This is a genomic window from Bellilinea sp. (assembly GCF_034432615.1).
GTDB lineage: Bacteria > Chloroflexota > Anaerolineae > Anaerolineales > Anaerolineaceae > Bellilinea.
This window is the reverse complement of sequence record NZ_DAOUBL010000339.1, coordinates 39,278-56,665: the sequence shown is the minus strand read 5'-3', so window position 1 is coordinate 56,665 and position 17,388 is coordinate 39,278. Positions and strand designations below refer to the sequence as shown.

The 17,388-nt window shown below is 49.0% G+C and carries 10 protein-coding genes; 9 read left to right on the top strand and 1 reads right to left on the bottom strand.

Translation table 11 applies throughout. The annotated features are described in order from the left end of the window. Nucleotides 1–133: 133 nt before the first annotated feature. Nucleotides 134–1,897, bottom strand: a complete 1,764-nt coding sequence (locus VAE48_RS15430; protein WP_322794228.1) for an HD-GYP domain-containing protein — start codon at nucleotides 1,895–1,897, stop codon at nucleotides 134–136. Nucleotides 1,898–2,220: 323 nt separating this feature from the next. Between VAE48_RS15430 and VAE48_RS15425 the strand changes: the two genes are divergently transcribed. From VAE48_RS15425 to VAE48_RS15385, 9 genes are all read left to right on the top strand, one after another. Then, on the top strand, nucleotides 2,221–3,474 hold the full coding sequence (locus VAE48_RS15425; RefSeq protein WP_322794227.1) for a response regulator: 1,254 nt from the start codon (nucleotides 2,221–2,223) through the stop codon (nucleotides 3,472–3,474). Between the two features lie 88 nt (nucleotides 3,475–3,562). Then, nucleotides 3,563–5,365: a translation elongation factor 4 gene (gene lepA, locus VAE48_RS15420; RefSeq protein WP_322794226.1), complete on the top strand. Its 1,803-nt coding sequence runs from the start codon at nucleotides 3,563–3,565 to the stop codon at nucleotides 5,363–5,365. Next, nucleotides 5,362–6,381 (top strand): lysylphosphatidylglycerol synthase transmembrane domain-containing protein, encoded by a 1,020-nt coding sequence (locus VAE48_RS15415; protein ID WP_322794225.1) that lies wholly within the window; start codon nucleotides 5,362–5,364, stop codon nucleotides 6,379–6,381. The genes lepA and VAE48_RS15415 overlap by 4 nt, the downstream gene beginning before the upstream one ends. An 18-nt stretch (nucleotides 6,382–6,399) precedes the next feature. Next, nucleotides 6,400–7,425: an SDR family NAD(P)-dependent oxidoreductase gene (locus VAE48_RS15410; RefSeq protein ID WP_322794224.1), complete on the top strand. Its 1,026-nt coding sequence runs from the start codon at nucleotides 6,400–6,402 to the stop codon at nucleotides 7,423–7,425. A gap of 5 nt (nucleotides 7,426–7,430) precedes the next feature. Next, the gene (locus tag VAE48_RS15405; protein ID WP_322794223.1) at nucleotides 7,431–8,600 is read left to right on the top strand and encodes a glycosyltransferase family 4 protein; all 1,170 of its coding nucleotides are present in this window, start codon (nucleotides 7,431–7,433) and stop codon (nucleotides 8,598–8,600) included. Nucleotides 8,601–8,619: 19 nt separating this feature from the next. Beyond that, nucleotides 8,620–9,426 (top strand): class I SAM-dependent methyltransferase, encoded by an 807-nt coding sequence (locus tag VAE48_RS15400; protein WP_322794222.1) that lies wholly within the window; start codon nucleotides 8,620–8,622, stop codon nucleotides 9,424–9,426. 93 nt (nucleotides 9,427–9,519) lie between these two features. Then, on the top strand, nucleotides 9,520–11,739 hold the full coding sequence (locus tag VAE48_RS15395; RefSeq protein ID WP_322794221.1) for a glycosyltransferase family 39 protein: 2,220 nt from the start codon (nucleotides 9,520–9,522) through the stop codon (nucleotides 11,737–11,739). Next, a complete protein-coding gene (locus VAE48_RS15390; protein WP_322794220.1) occupies nucleotides 11,736–17,036 on the top strand; it encodes a DUF2298 domain-containing protein in 5,301 nt (1,766 codons plus the stop codon). The genes VAE48_RS15395 and VAE48_RS15390 overlap by 4 nt, the downstream gene beginning before the upstream one ends. Then, entirely contained in the window at nucleotides 17,033–17,383 is a 351-nt protein-coding gene (locus VAE48_RS15385; RefSeq protein ID WP_322794219.1) for a DUF952 domain-containing protein, read from the top strand. The genes VAE48_RS15390 and VAE48_RS15385 overlap by 4 nt, the downstream gene beginning before the upstream one ends. Nucleotides 17,384–17,388: the final 5 nt, after the last annotated feature.

Genomic DNA, 17,388 nt, shown 5'->3' with positions numbered 1-17,388 from the left:
CCGTTGCATACCGGGCATAATTCGTAGATATTGCCATCCCGGCAGCGACCACTCCCATTGCCATTACAAAAAGCACAAGTTTCGGGTGCGTAATGAATGAAAGGTTGAATTTTGGTCATAGGGGATCAGGGACTTATTTTTGAGGATTGTTAGACTTCTCTTGGGTTGATTCTACCACGCCTTCCACAAATGCTTCAACAACTTCGGGGGCAAATTGTTTTCCGGCAGATTCTTTAATGTTTTCGAGCGCTTCTTCGGTGTTTACTGCAGTTCGGTAAGGAAGTTCTGCGGTCATCACAGTGAAGGCTTCAGCGACAGCGATGATGGAACTGGCCAGAGGGATATCCTCTTTTTTCAGCTGATCGGGGTAACCAGTGCCGTCCCAATGCTCCTGATGGTGGTAGATCCATGGCACAATTCGGTTGAAGACATTCATTTGTTTGACAATTTGAGCCCCGTAATATGGGTGCATCTGAATCATCTTCCATTCTTGCGAAGTCAGGGGTTTGACTTTGGTCAGAATGGTTTCGGGGATGGAGATTTTTCCAATGTCATGGAGCAAGGCAGCAATTTCAAGAAATTCAAGATCGCCACTTGACCAGGCCAGTTTTTTACCGGTTTCTACCGCAAGGCGGGCAACTTTTTCAGAATGGCCAATCATGTAGCGGTCGCGCTGATCAATGGCAGCAACCAATACACGTGCAAGTCCAATCAACGGAGATAAACCACCCACCCCCGGAATAATGGAGGGGGCCAAACCCTGTGTAAAACCGGAGCGGCGGCGTTCGCCTATGGCGACCTCAAGTTCAACTGTATTTTCGTAGAAATTCAGGAAATTTTCTACCCGTTCCAGTAGAACTTTAAGATTGTGGTATTGACCGGTTGACCAGAGAGCAGGAATTTGCTCAAACATTATGGTAGAAGACCGCGAAATTTCCGCCTGCGGGATGATTCTCTTTCCATAGGAGGAAAGCAAGTCATGCAAAGCGATCAGGCGGGAAAAGCGCTCCCCCACTCTCTGAATTTGCTTGGATAGGCTGGGGTACTCACGAATGGTCTCTTCCAATGAGCGGATTCGTGCAAGGACGGTTTCCACGCTGGCATTTTTCAAATCCTTCATGGTGAGAATTTCGGTGATGTGCTCATTCCACACCTTTTGGGCATCCTCAAGGGTGAGAACCTCATTTCCATAAACAATGGGTTCATCGTCCTTGCACTGATGCTCCACATAACTCAATGCCTTTTTGAGGGATTCGTAAGCGGCTTCAATGCGCTCTTGATTTTCTTTCTGGCGTAGCTCTTCCTGTCTGCGCTGCTCGCGAATAATCTGCATGCGATTGTAAAAATCCATGCCTTTGGGGGCTTTTTGTAAAAGGGCAATCAAGTGATCTTGCTGCTCCGCAACTTTGAGCCATTCTTGATGCAATTCCCTTAAAGTTTGCAAGTTGCGGAAGAGAAGAGAGCGCTTTCTAGTGCGTTCTTCCAGGAGGGGCATCTGGCTGATGATTTTGTTATAAACCTCCTGGATTTCTTCCTCAATGCGAGGAGCCTTGTAGGTCAGGTTGGCAAAAGTCAACCGATAAACCATAAAGTGATTTTCGATCTCCTTCATCCGTATTTTTGTGCGAGCAGGGAATGCTCGAATCTCCCGGCGAAGGAATTTCCACTCTTCAATCGTATCGGTTACTACCTGAATCCGTCGGCTAAGCCAGTTTTGTTTGGCGGGTGGAAGTTCCGGAGTTGATTCTTCAGCAGGAACGACCTCTTCCGTTGGGGTCTTCTGTTCCACAACTGTGGCTGCCACTATTTCCGGCTTTTCGGTTTCGGTAAAAGATGAGTCAATTGGCTCGATCTCAACATCAGGATGATCGGTTTCTAAAGAAGATGAATCGCTCACGGCTGCCCTCTGTAATTGCTCACGCTCTGATTTGGGATAATCAGATGATTCTTGACTGTGGAGGGTGTTCATATTGAGTCCCCCTTTTTCATTATACACAAATTTCCTCTAAATCAATCCCTTGATTTTTGCTCCTGAAACACATTAATCATTATAATTACTTTAATTGCAAAAATTGTTTATAATTCTCTTAAATCTTGAATCTTTTACGTTGTTTTCTGCTATCATTGTTTGTATAATGATAAGGAACCTGACGGGGGTGCACAATGAACCAATTTTTAGATGACAGTAAAAATAACGGAACCGGCCATCGGGAGGTGGGTATGCACAGTGATCTGAGTGCAATATCGGTCATACTGGTTGAAAATATCCCACAAATGATCAAACACTTGCAAAAAACAATTGGCTTGATTGATGATATTGAATTGGTCAATTCATGCATGTCTGCGCAGGAAGCCATTGAAGTAATTCGCGATTTGAAGCCGGAAGTGGCGCTTATAGAGTACAACCTGCCGGACATGAACGGCATCAACCTGACGGAAATTATTCGTAAAGAATTCCCCCATACCCAGGTGGTGCTGATTTCACAGGATAATTATACCGATATTGTCTTGCAGGCCATCCGCACGGGTGCCTGTGACTTTATCACCCATGAGGTATCCATCAAAGAATTGTCAGATGTATTACACCGTGCAGCTGCGCTGGCTCGTTCTGAACGACAGAAGAGCAGCGCCCCAGCACTTGGGCCAGGCGGAACAGCACCAGCCCCGATGGGTGGCAAAGGCGCAAATGGTCAGGTGATAACGGTGTACAGTCCCAAAGGAGGGGTGGGAACGACAACGATTGCAGCCAATCTTGCCCTGGCATTGATGGATATTGACCATGAAGCCCGAGTTGTGCTGGTGGACGGAAGTATGCAATTTGGTGATGTCCATTTGTTCTTCAATGAACTGGGGCAATTGTCGGTGCTGGACCTGGTACCCCGCCTTTACGATCTGGATTTGCAACTGGTTGAAAGTGTCATGCTCCTGAATCGGGCCACCGGGCTGTATATATTACCGGCTCCGCCCCGTCCTGAATTTGCTGAAAAAATCAGCGGTGAGAATTTCACCCGAATACTTGAATTCTTGCGCCGTTACTATGATTACATTGTAGTGAATACCGACTCATTCATTTCGGACCCGGTATTAGCCGCGCTGGATGCGGCGGAAGTGGTGGTGCTGGTAACTTCTCAGCAGATTAATGCCATCCGAAATACCCGTTTGTTCCTGGATTTATGGGATGCCTTTGGAATGTCGCGTGATAGAGTTGCCATGGTTGTCAATCGCTTCAATTCTGACAACCCGATTACCGTAGAAAAAATAAGCGAGCGGCTAAAACATGCCGTAACCGTAACTTTGCCGGATGATCCGGAATTAACTCAAAAATCGGATGCGCTGGGGCAACCTGTTTTACGGGTCAATAAGAGCGCAGAACTGTCGCAGGCGATTATGACACTGGGTGAGAACGTCCGCAAGAGGGGAATTGCCATTGAGCGATCCGATGAAGTGCGGATGCGACTGTTTTCGATTGCCTGAAAAGCAAACCGAACCGGCTTTGAACAGGGCGCACCATGAGGGTGCGCTCTGTTACTTTGGGGGTAATTAGGGTATACTAACCTCGATTATGGAAAAAGACCGCATTCGCAATTTTTGCATTATTGCTCATATTGATCACGGAAAATCCACTCTGGCGGATCGGATGCTGCAATTGACCGGCACGATCTCTGACCGTGAAATGATGGAACAAGTGCTGGATTCGATGGATCTTGAGCGTGAGAAGGGGGTGACCATCAAAGCCTCGGCGGTGAGGATGATCTATCAGGCTCAAAATGGAGATTCTTACGAACTCAACCTCATTGATACACCCGGGCATGTGGATTTCAGTTATGAGGTCAGCCGTGCTTTGATGGCTTGTGAAGGCGCTTTGCTGGTTGTGGATGCGACCCAGGGCATCGAAGCCCAGACACTGGCTAATTTGTACCTTGCACTGGATGCTGACCTGGTGATTGTGCCGGTAATCAACAAAATTGATTTGCCATCTGCGCGGGTTGATGAGGTTGCAGAAGATATCCATAACCTGCTTGGCATTGAACCCGAAAAAATTTTGAGAATATCCGCAAAAGAAGGTATCAATGTAGATCAGGTGCTCGAAACGGTGGTAAAGGAAGTTCCACCACCAAAAGGAGAGGTGGATGCGCCGTTGCAGGCCCTCATCTTCGATTCGCACTATGACTCTTACAAAGGGGTGGTGGCCTACGTGCGGGTGATGCACGGGAAGATCAACTCAACGGATATGTTGCGAATGATGTCCACGAATGTGGATATTCGGCCGGTTGAGATTGGGGTATTTGCTCCGGATATGAGACCGGTCAAGGACTTGCAGGCCGGAGATGTCGGCTATATTGCCACCGGATTGAAGACGGTATCGGAGTGCCGGGTAGGGGATACCATTACCAGTACAGTGCGCCCGGCAGACAAACCATTACCCGGATTCCGACATCCCAAACCCATGGTCTTTGCCGGTATTTACCCGGTGGAAGGGGAAGATTACGAAGATTTAAAAGAGGCATTGGAAAAACTACAATTAAATGATGCCTCGCTGGTTTTCGAACCCGAAAAATCTCAGGCTCTGAATTTTGGTTTTCGGTGTGGTTTTTTGGGCCTATTTCACATGGAAATCATCCAGGAGCGGCTGGAACGCGAATATGATTTGGACATCGTGGTTACAGCGCCCTCGGTTGAGTATGAAATCGTACTGAATAGCGGGGAAGTGATTCGCATCGACTCCCCAGCGCAATTACCGGATGAATCTCAAATTGCTGAAATCCGTGAACCATGGATGGTATTACAAATTATCACCCCGGTGGATTACTACGGCACAGTGATGGAGCTGGTAAAGAAAAGGCGCGGGATCTTTAAGGAGCAGGAATATCCTGCTCCAACGCGAGTGCAATTGAGTTTCGAGATTCCCTTATCCGAATTGATTGTAGATTTCTTTGACGAGCTCAAGTCGCGGACACGCGGTTATGCTTCGATGGATTATCACTTTGCCGATTACCGACCCGGCAACCTGACCAAACTGGAAGTGCTGGTGGGTGGTGAACCGGTTGATGCTTTGGCTACCATTGTACATCGTGACAATGCCTACCACAAAGGGCAGGCGCTGGTCAGCAAGTTGAAAGAACTGATCCCCCGCCAACTGTTTGATGTTGCCATTCAAGCCTCTGCAAATGGACGGATTATCTCCCGTGCAAATGTCAAAGCCTTGCGGAAGGATGTATTGGCAAAATGTTACGGCGGTGATATTACCCGGAAGAAGAAATTGCTTGAAAAACAAAAACGCGGTAAAAGACGAATGAAAATGGTGGGGAATGTGGAAATTCCTCAAGAAGCGTTCATGGCAATTCTTCGCTTGGAGGAAGATTGAGTAACCAATCCAGCAAAAGATCCGGTAACATCGGTCGCTGGTTGCCCGGTGTTATCATCAGTTTGATTGCATTGTTTGTGGTTTTCAGGCTGGCTCAGTGGGAGGAATTAGGGCCGGCAATTGCCAGAATACCTTTGGGGTTTATTCTGGCAGCAGTATTGCTAACCATTCTGTTTTTGGTTGTTCGGGCAGTGGCATGGCGGGTGATTTTGGGAAATCATGCCTCGGTCAGCCAGACTTTTTGGGCGATCAATCAGGGTTATTTGTTGAATAATTTGTTCCCCTTCCGGGCGGGTGAGTTTGGCAGGGCTTTGCTGCTGGGGCAGGCTGCCAAATTATCTCCGGCGCGGGTGCTTTCCAGCATCATCATCGAACGAGCCTTTGATCTTGCCATTGCGGCTGGTTTGTTGTTGGCAACCCTGCCGCTGGCATTGGGCATGGCATGGGCGCGTTCGGTTGCTCTCCTAACGCTGGTGCTGGTCATCGCCGGGCTTATTTTGTTATTTGTCATGTCCCGTAATCAGCGATGGGTCATTAGCCTTGTAGAGAAGATCGGTTCAAAGTGGGGTTTCGTTCGCAGGGTGGTGGTTCCGCAATTGAGCGCTCTAATGCAGGGATTGTCAACCCTTTCTGATCCACGCCAGTTTATTCTCAGCCTGATATGGATTGGGGCTTCGTGGGGGGTTGCGGTTTCCACTTATTATGTTTTTCTTTTGCCAATCAATCCTCAGGCTCCATTTTGGTGGGGAATGTTCACCGATGCGGTTCTTGCAATGGGAATTGCCATACCCTCTGCGCCGGCAGCGCTGGGCACCTTTGAGGCTTCGATTGTTGGGGCCTTGACCATTTTGGGAGTGGATCAAACTGCGGCGCTGGCATACGCTATCACGCTGCATTTTATACAATTTGTTGTTACCGGTATTTTGGGCATTACTGCACTGGTCAGACAAGGAAAATCGGTGGGTACATTCTTGAGGGATATTCAAGCCAAAGTCATCAATCCAACATCATCCTGAAGATAAGGAGGAACTTCTATGCCGAGAAACTATTTAATTACCGGCGGGGCGGGCTTTATTGGCTCAAATTATGTTGCCAGACTTCTTCAACGCGGCGAAGGAGTGATCATTTATGATAATCTATCCCGGGCCGGCGCTGTACGTAATTTGGACTGGCTGAAAAGTACATACGGCGAAAACTCATTTCGGCTCATTCAGGCAGATGTCCGCGATGCGCATTCCATTCAAGAGGCAGCCAGCGAGGCGGATGTGATTGTGCATCTGGCCGGGCAGGTTGCGGTGACAACATCGGTGGTTGATCCGCGCAATGATTTTGAGATTAATGCTATGGGAACTTTCAATGTTTTAGAAGCCGCGCGGCTATCCGGGCGTGATCCAATTGTGATTTACGCTTCTACAAACAAGGTGTATGGCGGCATGGAGGAGGTCAAAGTTACAGAGCTGGCAAGCCGCTATGCTTATGTGGATTTTCCGTATGGTATTCCGGAAACTTTTGGCCTGGATTTTCATTCTCCTTACGGTTGCTCAAAAGGCTGTGGTGACCAGTACACCCGCGATTACTCGCGGATTTACGGTTTGCGGACGGTGGTCATGCGCCAGTCCTGTATTTATGGAACCCGGCAGTTTGGGATTGAAGATCAGGGATGGGTGGCATGGTTTGTCATTGCGGCTGTCAAGCGGCTGCCCATCACAATTTATGGGGATGGCAAGCAGGTGCGGGATGTTCTTTTTGTAGAAGACCTTTGTGATGTGTATGATTTGGCCGTCGAGCGGATTGATCTTGCGGCTGGTCAGGTGTTTAACATTGGAGGGGGCGCTGAATTTACCATTTCTGTCTGGCAGGAATTTGGCCCCTTGCTCGAAAAGCTGCTCGGGGAAAGTATCCCGGTTAAAAGAGGGGATTGGCGGCCGGGTGATCAACGGGTATATGTTTCTGATACCCGCAAAGCCCAAGAGATACTGGGTTGGAAACCCAAAGTGGGGGTCGAAGAGGGTATTCAGCGCTTGTTTGAGTGGGTAAAAACCAACCGGGATTTGTTCTGAGGCTTATGCGCATTCTGATCATCCTGACCTATTACCGTCCCCATACCTCCGGGTTGACGATTTATGCAGAGCGGCTGGCGCGTGCTTTTGCCCGCCGCGGTCATGCGGTAACAGTGATGACTTCTCAATATGACAAATCCCTGCCACTGGATGAAACCGTGGAAGGAGTGCGGGTCGTGCGGGTTCCGGTTTTGTTCCGGGTCAGCAAAGGGGTGATTATGCCGTCCTTTGGTTTGACCGCCAACCGGCTCGTAGGTGAACATGATGTCATTCAATTACACCTGCCACAATTTGATGCCGCCGGGGTTGCCTTGCGCGGTCGCTTGTTGAAGAAACCCACCGTAATTACCTACCACTGTGACTTGCGAATGCCGCCGGGTTTATTAAGTTGGGCAGCCAATCAGGCTGTCCTTTTCATGAATGAGCTGGCAGCCAGATTTACCCATCGAATTGTAACCTATACCCAAGATTATGCCGAGCATTCACCGTACTTAAGACGTTATTTGCACAAGTTGAAGGTGATCCCCCCTCCGGTCGAACTGCCTGAAGTGCCTCCACAGGCAATTCAACAGTTTCGGCTGCGCACCAATCCTCAAGATCGCAGACCGGTGATTGGGATGGCAGCGCGTTTGGCGACAGAAAAAGGTGTTGAGGTGCTGGTAGAAGCGTTACCCAAAGTGTTGCAGGTTTATCCGCAGACGCAGGTGCAGTTTGCCGGCACTTATCAAAACATTGTGGGAGAAGAAGCTTACTACGCGAGGATAATGCCGCGGATTACCCGTTTTCAGGAAAGTGGGGCATGGCAGTTTCTGGGTAATCTTTCTCCTGAACAGATGGCATGCTTTTATCCCAATCTGGATGTTTTGGTTTTGCCATCTTTGAATTCCACGGAAGCGTTTGGTCTGGTTCAGATAGAAGCCATGATCAGTGGAACACCTTCCATTGCTTCAAATTTACCGGGTGTGCGTCAACCGGTTAAGATTCATGAAATGGGCAAAGTGGTTGAGATTGGAGATTCAGAAGGGCTGGCAGAAGCACTGCTGGAAATTTTGGGCAACCGAACCGCTTATATCCGCGATCCTCAGCCCATCCGCCAGCGTTATTTACCGGATAGGGTTGCCGAAGAATACGAAAAATTGTTTGCTGAAATCCAAAGAGAAATTTGCAAATCCTGAAAGGTGAGGTTGGAAGGCTTTGGGCTATTCTTCATCCATTGAAAAAGATTTTTTGTGGTTGAATATCCGCGAGCTGCCTTATTTTCGGGGAGTGTTGCGCGCGGTTGAAGCCCGCTTTTACCAGACCATTGAGCTGGCTGAGCCGGTATTGGATTTGGGTTGTGGTGATGGTCATTTCGCCTCGATTGCATTTGAGAATCCGTTAACAGTAGGTTTAGACCCATGGTGGCAGCCGGTTAAAGAAGCCGCAAACCGGCACGCATACCGCCTGACCCTGCGGGGAAGTGGCGTGCAGATGCCTTTTGATGATGAAACTTTTGCGAGTGTTGTCAGTAATTCTGTATTAGAGCATATTCCCGACTTGCAGCCTGTTCTGGAAGAAACTGCTCGGGTTCTCAAACCGGGTGGAGTGTTTGTGTTCTGTGTTCCCAATCATCGCTTTCTGGAGACCCTTTCAATCGCCCGTTTTTTTGACCGGCTAGGTCTGCACGGTCTGGCAAAGCAATACCGTGCTTTCTTCAACCGCATATCGCGCCATTATCATTGTGATGACTTTTTTACATGGAAGAATCGTCTTGAAACAGCAGGTTTTGAGGTAATCCGCCAGTGGGATTACTTTTCACCGCGGGCTCTAAGCGTTCTGGAATGGGGTCATTATTTTGGTTTACCTTCTCTGGTCAGCCGCTGGTTGTTCAAACGCTGGATTCTGGTTTCACAACCCTGGAATCTGGCGATTACTCAAAGGGTATGCCAATCCGTCTATCAGGAGCCGCCTGAGCAGGAAACCGGCGTGTATTCTTTTTATATTGCCCAAAAGAGACTCTAGTCAATCATCCCTTGTGTCAGAAGCGCTTGTCAGTAATTGGAGCATGATGTAAGATATACCATCGTAAGAATCTGTTGATTCCTTTTCTCAACCATGCACGAACCAAAAGAACCTACTGTTCTGGATTATGTCAAAGCCTTACTGATGCCGTGGAAAGGAAAGCCACCGGCTCTTTTGGCTCATCAACCACCCAGTGATCAGCCGCTTCCTGAAACAAAAGAAAATGTCAGCCTGTCGGTAGAGACCGATGTTTTTGAATCAACGGCTGAAGAAAAGATTGAACCGCTGATTTTCCCTTCCCCAGCCGAAAAACAGGTTCGATTACCGCTGGGATGGCGGACACTGTTGGCCTTTATTCTGGCTGTGATTGGGCAGTCTTATCTGGAACCACCCCGCCAGCAGGTAACGGTTGCATTGATTTTCTATGGGTTGGCTGGAGCCGCGCTGGTTTTGGCAGTGGTTTCACGCGAATGGCTGTTGCCTCAATTTTCCGAAGCGACCAACTCTCCCATGCCGGTAACGGTCAATCGTAACCCGTTGCTGCTTTCCATCCCTCTGTTGCTTCTGGCCTTTATTTTCTTCAGCGGTAACCGCTTTACCTCCCTGAACCTGACACTCTGGCTGACAGGCACTGCTGCACTGGTGGCAGCATTTTATATTCCTTCGAACACATGGGCAAGCCTGAAAAGGAAAATTTCCTTATTTTTGCGCTCACCTCACGTTATTCTGCGAATTACACCGTGGAGTGTGTTGATCCTTTTTGCCATTGTGCTGGTGGTGTTTTTCCGTTTTTACCGTTTGAGTGAAGTTCCTGGCGAAATGTTCAGCGACCACGCCGAAAAATTAATGGATGTGGCTGATGTTTTGCAAGGACAGACAGCCATTTTCTTCCCGCGCAATACCGGCCGGGAGGCGGTCCAAATGTACCTGACGGCGATGATTGCCATCCTTGCCGGAACGAAACTATCCTTTATGAGTCTGAAAATTGGAACAGCGCTGGCCGGTCTGTTCACCTTGCCGTTTATTTACCTTTTGGGGAAAGAAATTGGAGGTAAACGAGTTGCGCTCTTTGCGTTTGTGCTGGCTGGGGTTGCTTACTGGGCAAATGTTATCTCCAGGATTGGGTTAAGATTCCCGCTTTATCCATTATTTGCTGCACCAACGCTTTACTTTCTGATAAGAGGTTTACATTATCGCCGGCGTAATGATTTTATTTGGGCAGGGATTTTTCTGGGTCTGGGATTGCACGGTTACAGCCCTTCGCGGCTGGTGCCTTTGGTGGTGGTTGCGGCGGTTTTGATTTATCTTCTCCATCGTCAGTCGGTAGGCAATCGCAAGCAGGCATTCATCGGACTGGTTCTACTGGCTGTAACTTCACTGGTTATCTTCCTCCCTCTGCTGCGTTACGCGCTGAGCGAACCTGAAATGTTTGCTTATCGTGCTTTAACCCGCCTTGGAGAGACTGAGACAACTTATCCGGCACCGGTATGGATCATCTTCCTCAATAACTTGTGGAAGTCCATGGTGATGTTCTTTTATAAAAATGGGAATATCTGGGTGCATTCGATCCCTAACCGGCCAGCCCTGGATGTCATAAGTGCTGCGTTGTTTTTCCTCGGCAGCGGTCTGGTTGTCATTCGTTATATACGTCAGCGTCACTGGATTGATTTGTTCCTGCTGGTGTCAATTCCTCTGCTGATGATGCCCTCCATCCTTTCGCTGGCGTTTCCTGAGGAAAATCCCTCGCTCAATCGCAGTGGCGGGGCGATTATTCCAGTATTCATACTCGCCGCTGTGGGGCTGGATGCGATTGTGCGGGCTGTCGAGCGCCGTTATGCTAGCGGTACTCAGCGATTAATTCCCATTGCTTTAACCCTTGTACTCTTGTTTTTCATCAGTTCTGCCAATTATGATCTGGTTTTCCGTCAATTCGACCGGCAGTTCATGGCAGGGGCATGGAATACCTCGCAAATTGGAGCGGTGATTCGGGGTTTCAGTGAATCACAAGGTAACCCGGATACAGCGTATGTAGTGCCTTATCCCCACTGGGTAGATACCCGCCTGGTCGGAATTAATGCCGGCTATCCAATGAAGGATTATGCGTTGTGGCCAGATCAATTTGAAACTACATTGAATGAACCTCGCGCAAAATTGTTTGTCATTAATCCTCGTGATGAAGATGCCGTTCACAAACTGCAGGAGTTATACCCTACGGGTTGGTTGTATTTGTACGATGTTGAATTGGAAGGTAAGGATTTCTTGCTTTATTTCGTGCCACCCGTCAATCCAGAAGGTGAAACCGGACAGCCATGACTGAAGGGATATCCGCAAAGAAGGGTACGAAAAGTCGGGCTTTGCCGGCAACGGCGCGGTTGAGCTGGATTTTGGACGCTGCGCTGTTGGGTATATTACTGGCAGGGTTGTTTTTGCGTTTCAACGGTCTGGATTGGGGACAGGGACAGTATCTCCATCCCGATGAGCGCTTTCTGGTCTGGGTTACTGCTGATCTCAAACCTGTAAATCATTTCGGGGAGTATTTTGACACGGCACATTCCAGCCTGAACCCGCATAATGTTGGTCATCGGTTCTTTGTTTACGGCACATTTCCAGTTTTACTGACCCGTTACCTGGCGGAATGGATCTTTTCCGGCAGCGGCTGGGATGAGATCATTGTGGTGGGTAGAAGCCTGAGCGCTTTATTTGATCTCTTGACGGTTTTTCTGGTTTTTTTGATCGGAGAGCGTGTGTGGGGTAAAACCACGGGTGTGCTGGGAGCAGCCTTTTCGGCACTGGCTGTGCTCCAAATTCAGCAAGCACATTTTTATACCACCGATTCATTTGCAACTTTTTTTTGCACACTGGCGGTCTTCTTTGCCGTGCGGATTGCGACCTTAAACGAAAGACCGATTCATCCGCGGCTCCCCCACAATTTTTGGGTAAAAATTGATGCAAGGGTTCTTTGGAATTGTATGGCTTTCGGCGAGGCTGCCGGGCTGGCTGCTGCATCCAAGATTCATGTGGGCGTAGTAGCGCTGGTGCTGCCGATTGTGTTGTTTTGGAAGTACTTTCAAGCAAAGCGTTTGGATAAAGATTTTACCCTGTGGTTGGTATTATTTGGTTTACTGGCCGGTGGGTTGAGTGCGTTTTTGGTTTTTCGTGTGTTCCAACCCTATGCTTTTCAGGGACCGCAGTTCTGGAACATTCTCCCCAATCCGCTGTGGGTGGAAAATCTAAAAAGTCTATTAGCCCAAACGGGCGGGGATGTGGATTTTCCACCGGCTTTGCAATGGGCACGTCGTCCGGTAACCTTTTCGTTCCAGAATATGGTACTTTGGGGCATGGGGCTGCCAATGGGCGTGTTGGCATGGGGTGGGATGCTGTGGATGGGATGGCAATTGGTTAAGAACCGCTTTTCTCACCCCTTTACAGCAGTTTGGGGATGGACAATCCTCTTCTTTATCTGGCAGTCTTTACAGGGCAATCCGACGATGCGCTATCAACTGCCAGTTTACCCCATTTTTGCCCTCGCCGCCGGTTGGGCGATCACTGCTTTGTGGCAAAAAACAAATTCCATAAACCTGAGAAGCTCCCTTAGGGCCAAAATCAGCCGCTGGGCTGTCATTGGCGTGAGTATATTGGTATTGGGTTTAACGGCCGGTTGGGCTCTTGCATTTGATGGGATTTATACCCGCCCGGTGACGCGGGTGGAAGCGTCCCGCTGGATTTATCAAAATGTGCCGGGAGCGGTGAATTTGTGGATTAAGACGGCGGATGAAGAGTATCATCAGCCGCTGGCAGTTAATTCTCTGGTGATTTTACAGCGGAACGAAACCTTGCGTACCAGTTTCCGCGCCATTCAGAGCGGCACAATCAGCGAAGTTTACCTTGACGAAGTTCGCGATTTGTCACTGAACAGCAATCCGAAAACGCTGATCATCACCATTCAAGAAGCCGGAAACCTGCAGGCAGCCAGAGGGCTGGGAACACTCACCCAAACCTTTGAAGAGAATCAACCCCGACCGCATCGGCTTGTGCTGGATTTTCCCCTGGTGGTTGAGACCGGCCGGCTTTATACCCTCTCGGTGAGTATTGACGGCGCAGAAAGCGCGCTTTCTCTGCGAGGTGGGGCAACAGTCCTCATTCAAAACGAGGCAAACACTTTACGCCAATTGCTGCCGGACTGGAGTGAAGCCGTCCGTCCAAACCGTCCATTGGAAATTTCTTTCCAGCCTTTGCGATCCGGAATTTTAAGCGACATTGTATTTTACCGGTTGGTGGATCGGGCTGCAGAGCAAGGGATGAAAACTTTAGAGGTTGAGGTGATTGATCGCAGTACTGCTACTCAATCTATCAGCAGTGCAACGCTTACGGATGATTTTGTTGCAAAAGGGATGGATGCACGCGGTGAAATGGTGCGCCTCAGCCTGAATCCACCCGTAACCGTAAAGGCAGGCAACACCTACTCGATTCAGATGGAGTTGTTGGCGGGAGATGCTGAAATTGTTTTTTCCCCTGCGAGTGGTGTAAATGAAACCGTCTGGGATGATGGCCTTCCTCTGCGGCTGGATGGTTATGATCCTTATGCGGGGATTTACCCGCGCGACCTGACCCTGGATTTGTATGCAGACGATACGGTTGACAAACGCGAGCAAATGATTGACCTGCTCAACCGCGCAGATTACATTTACATATCTTCTAACCGACAGTGGGGAACGACAACACGTCTGCCGGAGCGTTATCCTCTAACAACAGCCTATTATCGTTATTTGCTGGGGTGTCCCCCCGAAAAAGATATTTTATGGTGTTACCGGGTGGCACAGCCGGGTATGTTCAGCGGACAATTGGGCTTCGATCTGGCTGCAGTTTTTCAGTCCAACCCCAGACTGGGTGCTATTGAAGTGAACACCCAGTTTGCAGAAGAAGCGTTTACGGTTTACGATCACCCCAAGGTGTTGATCTTCAAAAAGAGCGATGGATATGACCCGGCTAAAACAGCCCGGCTTTTGAAGAGTGTAGATTTATCGGGAGTCATCCATGTTCTGCCGGGCAAAGCCCCTTCCTACCCCGCCAATCTGATGTTACCCGATGACCTGCTCGCCCGTCAGCGGAACGGCGGCACCTGGGCTGAATTGTTTAACAGTGAAGGACTGTTGAATCGCTTTCCTTTTCTGGGCTGGGTGATTTGGTATCTGGTCATCAGTGGGTTGGGTTGGCTGGTCTATCCGATTCTGCGTGTAGCCATGAGCGGGCTGCCGGATCGAGGCTATCCGCTGATCAAAATTGCGGGGATGCTATTTTTGTCGTTTGGAGTTTGGCTGGCTGCATCCCTGGGGGCGACTTTTGAGCGTACCACCATCACAATCGTGTTTGTTATCCTTTTGTTCGCTGGTGGATTAGCGGCTTTCTGGCAGAAGGATAATCTTCTTCAAGAGATTCGAGAGCGGAAGGGATACTTTTTACGGGTGGAGGTGATTGGGCTGGCGTTTTTTATCCTTTTCAGCCTGATCAGGATAGGCAATCCAGATTTGTGGCATCCCGCCTTTGGCGGCGAAAAACCGATGGATTTTGCCTACTTCAATGCTGTGCTGAAAAGCACCATCTTCCCCCCCTATAATCCATGGTACAGCGGTGGATATATAAATTATTATTACTATGGTTTTGTTCTGGTCGGGGTACCCACCAAGTGGCTGGGCATCGTTCCATCAATTGCCTACAACCTGATCCTGCCAACAATGTTTGCAGTTTTTGCGTTGGGCGCATTCAGCGCAGGGTGGAATATCACTTCCCACTTTCTCAAAGAGAGAGGCCATACAACTGAAGCGGCTGGGGCGAATCGGGTTGTTTTTGGAAAGCCAATGGGGGTGGGGCTTGCTGCTGCGGTTGCCGCGCTGGTTTTGGGTAATCTGGGTACGGCACGGATGATCTGGCATGGTTTGATGCGGCTTGCCATGAGCGGGTCTTCCCTGGAAGAAGCAAATATTTTCTTGAAACTATCCTGGACGGTACAGGGACTTTCGAGGTTTCTGGCTGGGGCGCGCTTACCATACAGCACCGGCGACTGGTACTGGATACCCAGCCGCGCATTGCCTGGTGAAGCAATTACCGAATTTCCCTTTTTCACTTTTTTATATGCCGACCCCCATGCTCACCTGTTTGCTCTGCCTTTGACCATGCTGGCGCTCGGCTGGTGCCTTTCGGTCGTTTTTGGCAAGTGGCAATGGAGTTTCAGGGATAATCGTCAGATTTTGCCATTTCTTATATCTTTACTGGTGGGTGGATTAACGATTGGCGTATTAAGACCAACCAATACATGGGATATGCCGACTTATCTTGGGTTGGGAATTTCCGCTTTGCTTTATTCAGGCTTACGTTACGCAAATGTCGGGGATTCTTACCTTCCCAATATGCCCGTTTGGTTAAAACGGATGGCACTGGCAGTTGGATCGGCTTTGCTTTTGACGGGGCTTTCGTTTATATTGTTTGCCCCGTACATGCAATGGTATGCGCAGGGTTATGGCAGCGTACAATTCTGGGAAGGCAGCCGCTCCCCCGTTGCTTCGTATTTGACACACTGGGGTCTGTTTTATTTTGTAATTGCCTCATGGCTGGTTTCCGAAACGATTGACTGGATGGCCAATACGCCTCTATCCGCATTAAATAAATTGCGTCCGTGGCGATTCTGGATATTCAGCGGGTTGGCTGCATACTTGCTGGCGGTTGTGCTGCTGAATGTTTCTCTCCGGGTTGAAATTGCTTTCTACGCGCTTACCCTTGCTGTTTGGTGCCTGGTTTTATTGTTGCGAGCCGATCTACCGGATGCAAAGCGGGTGGTTCTCTTTATGATCGGTACTGGGGCAACCCTGACCCTGATGGTGGAAGTGATTGTGTTGGTTGGTGATATAGGGCGGATGAATACGGTCTTCAAGTTTTATTTACAAGCCTGGAATTTACTGGCAATTGGTTCTGCTGCCGCGATTGGCTGGTTGTTGCCGGTTATGGAAGAAAAATGGAAGTCGGGGTGGAAACAGGTCTGGCAGGTTGGGTTAAGTGCATTACTGGTTGCTGCATTGTTATATCCTTTGATGGCCGGTTCGGCAAAAATCCGCGACCGCATGAGCACCCTGGCGCCGCACGGCCTGGATGGAATGGCGTACATGCGCACTTCCGAATATTCGGATCAGGGGCGTTTGATGGACTTAAGTCAGGATTACCGGGCGATTCGCTGGATGCAGGAAAATGTTAAGGGTTCACCGGTGATTTTGGAAGCCAACACGCCGCTTTATCGCTGGGGCTCGCGATTTTCGATTTACACGGGTTTGCCCACGGTCATTGGTTGGGACTGGCATCAGCGTCAGCAGCGGGCGGCAGTACCAAATGATTTCAGTGTTCAAAACCGCATTTTTGATGTGGCGGAAATTTATAATACGCTTGTTAAGGAACGAACCAGAGAACTTTTAGATCGCTACGCTATAAAATATATCATTGTGGGTCAGCTGGAACAGGCTTATTATGAAGCAGCGGGCCTGGCTAAATTTCCCCAATGGAATGGTGATCTTTGGAATGAAGTTTACCGGGATATGGATACTGTAATTTACGAGGTCATCCCTTGAACACTCAGAATCGTGCAAGTTTCATTTATCACATCGCCAATCATAAAGATTGGAATGAAGCCATTGAAATCGGTTCTTACCGCGTTTCTTCTCTGGCAAGTGAAGGTTTTGTCCACTGTTCAACTGCTGAGCAATTAATGGAGGTCGCCGATCGTTTGTTTTCGGGTCGGAAAGATGAGGTGGTGTTGGAAATCCATCCAGATTCATTGCCCGTTGAGGTAAAGTATGAACTTGCTCCAAATGGAAAGGCCTACCCCCACGTTTTCGGTGAAATACCCCTTCAAGCAGTTCGGCGGGTTCTGGCATTAAATTGGGAAAACCGAACTTTGGAAGACTTAACGGCTTAAGCAGG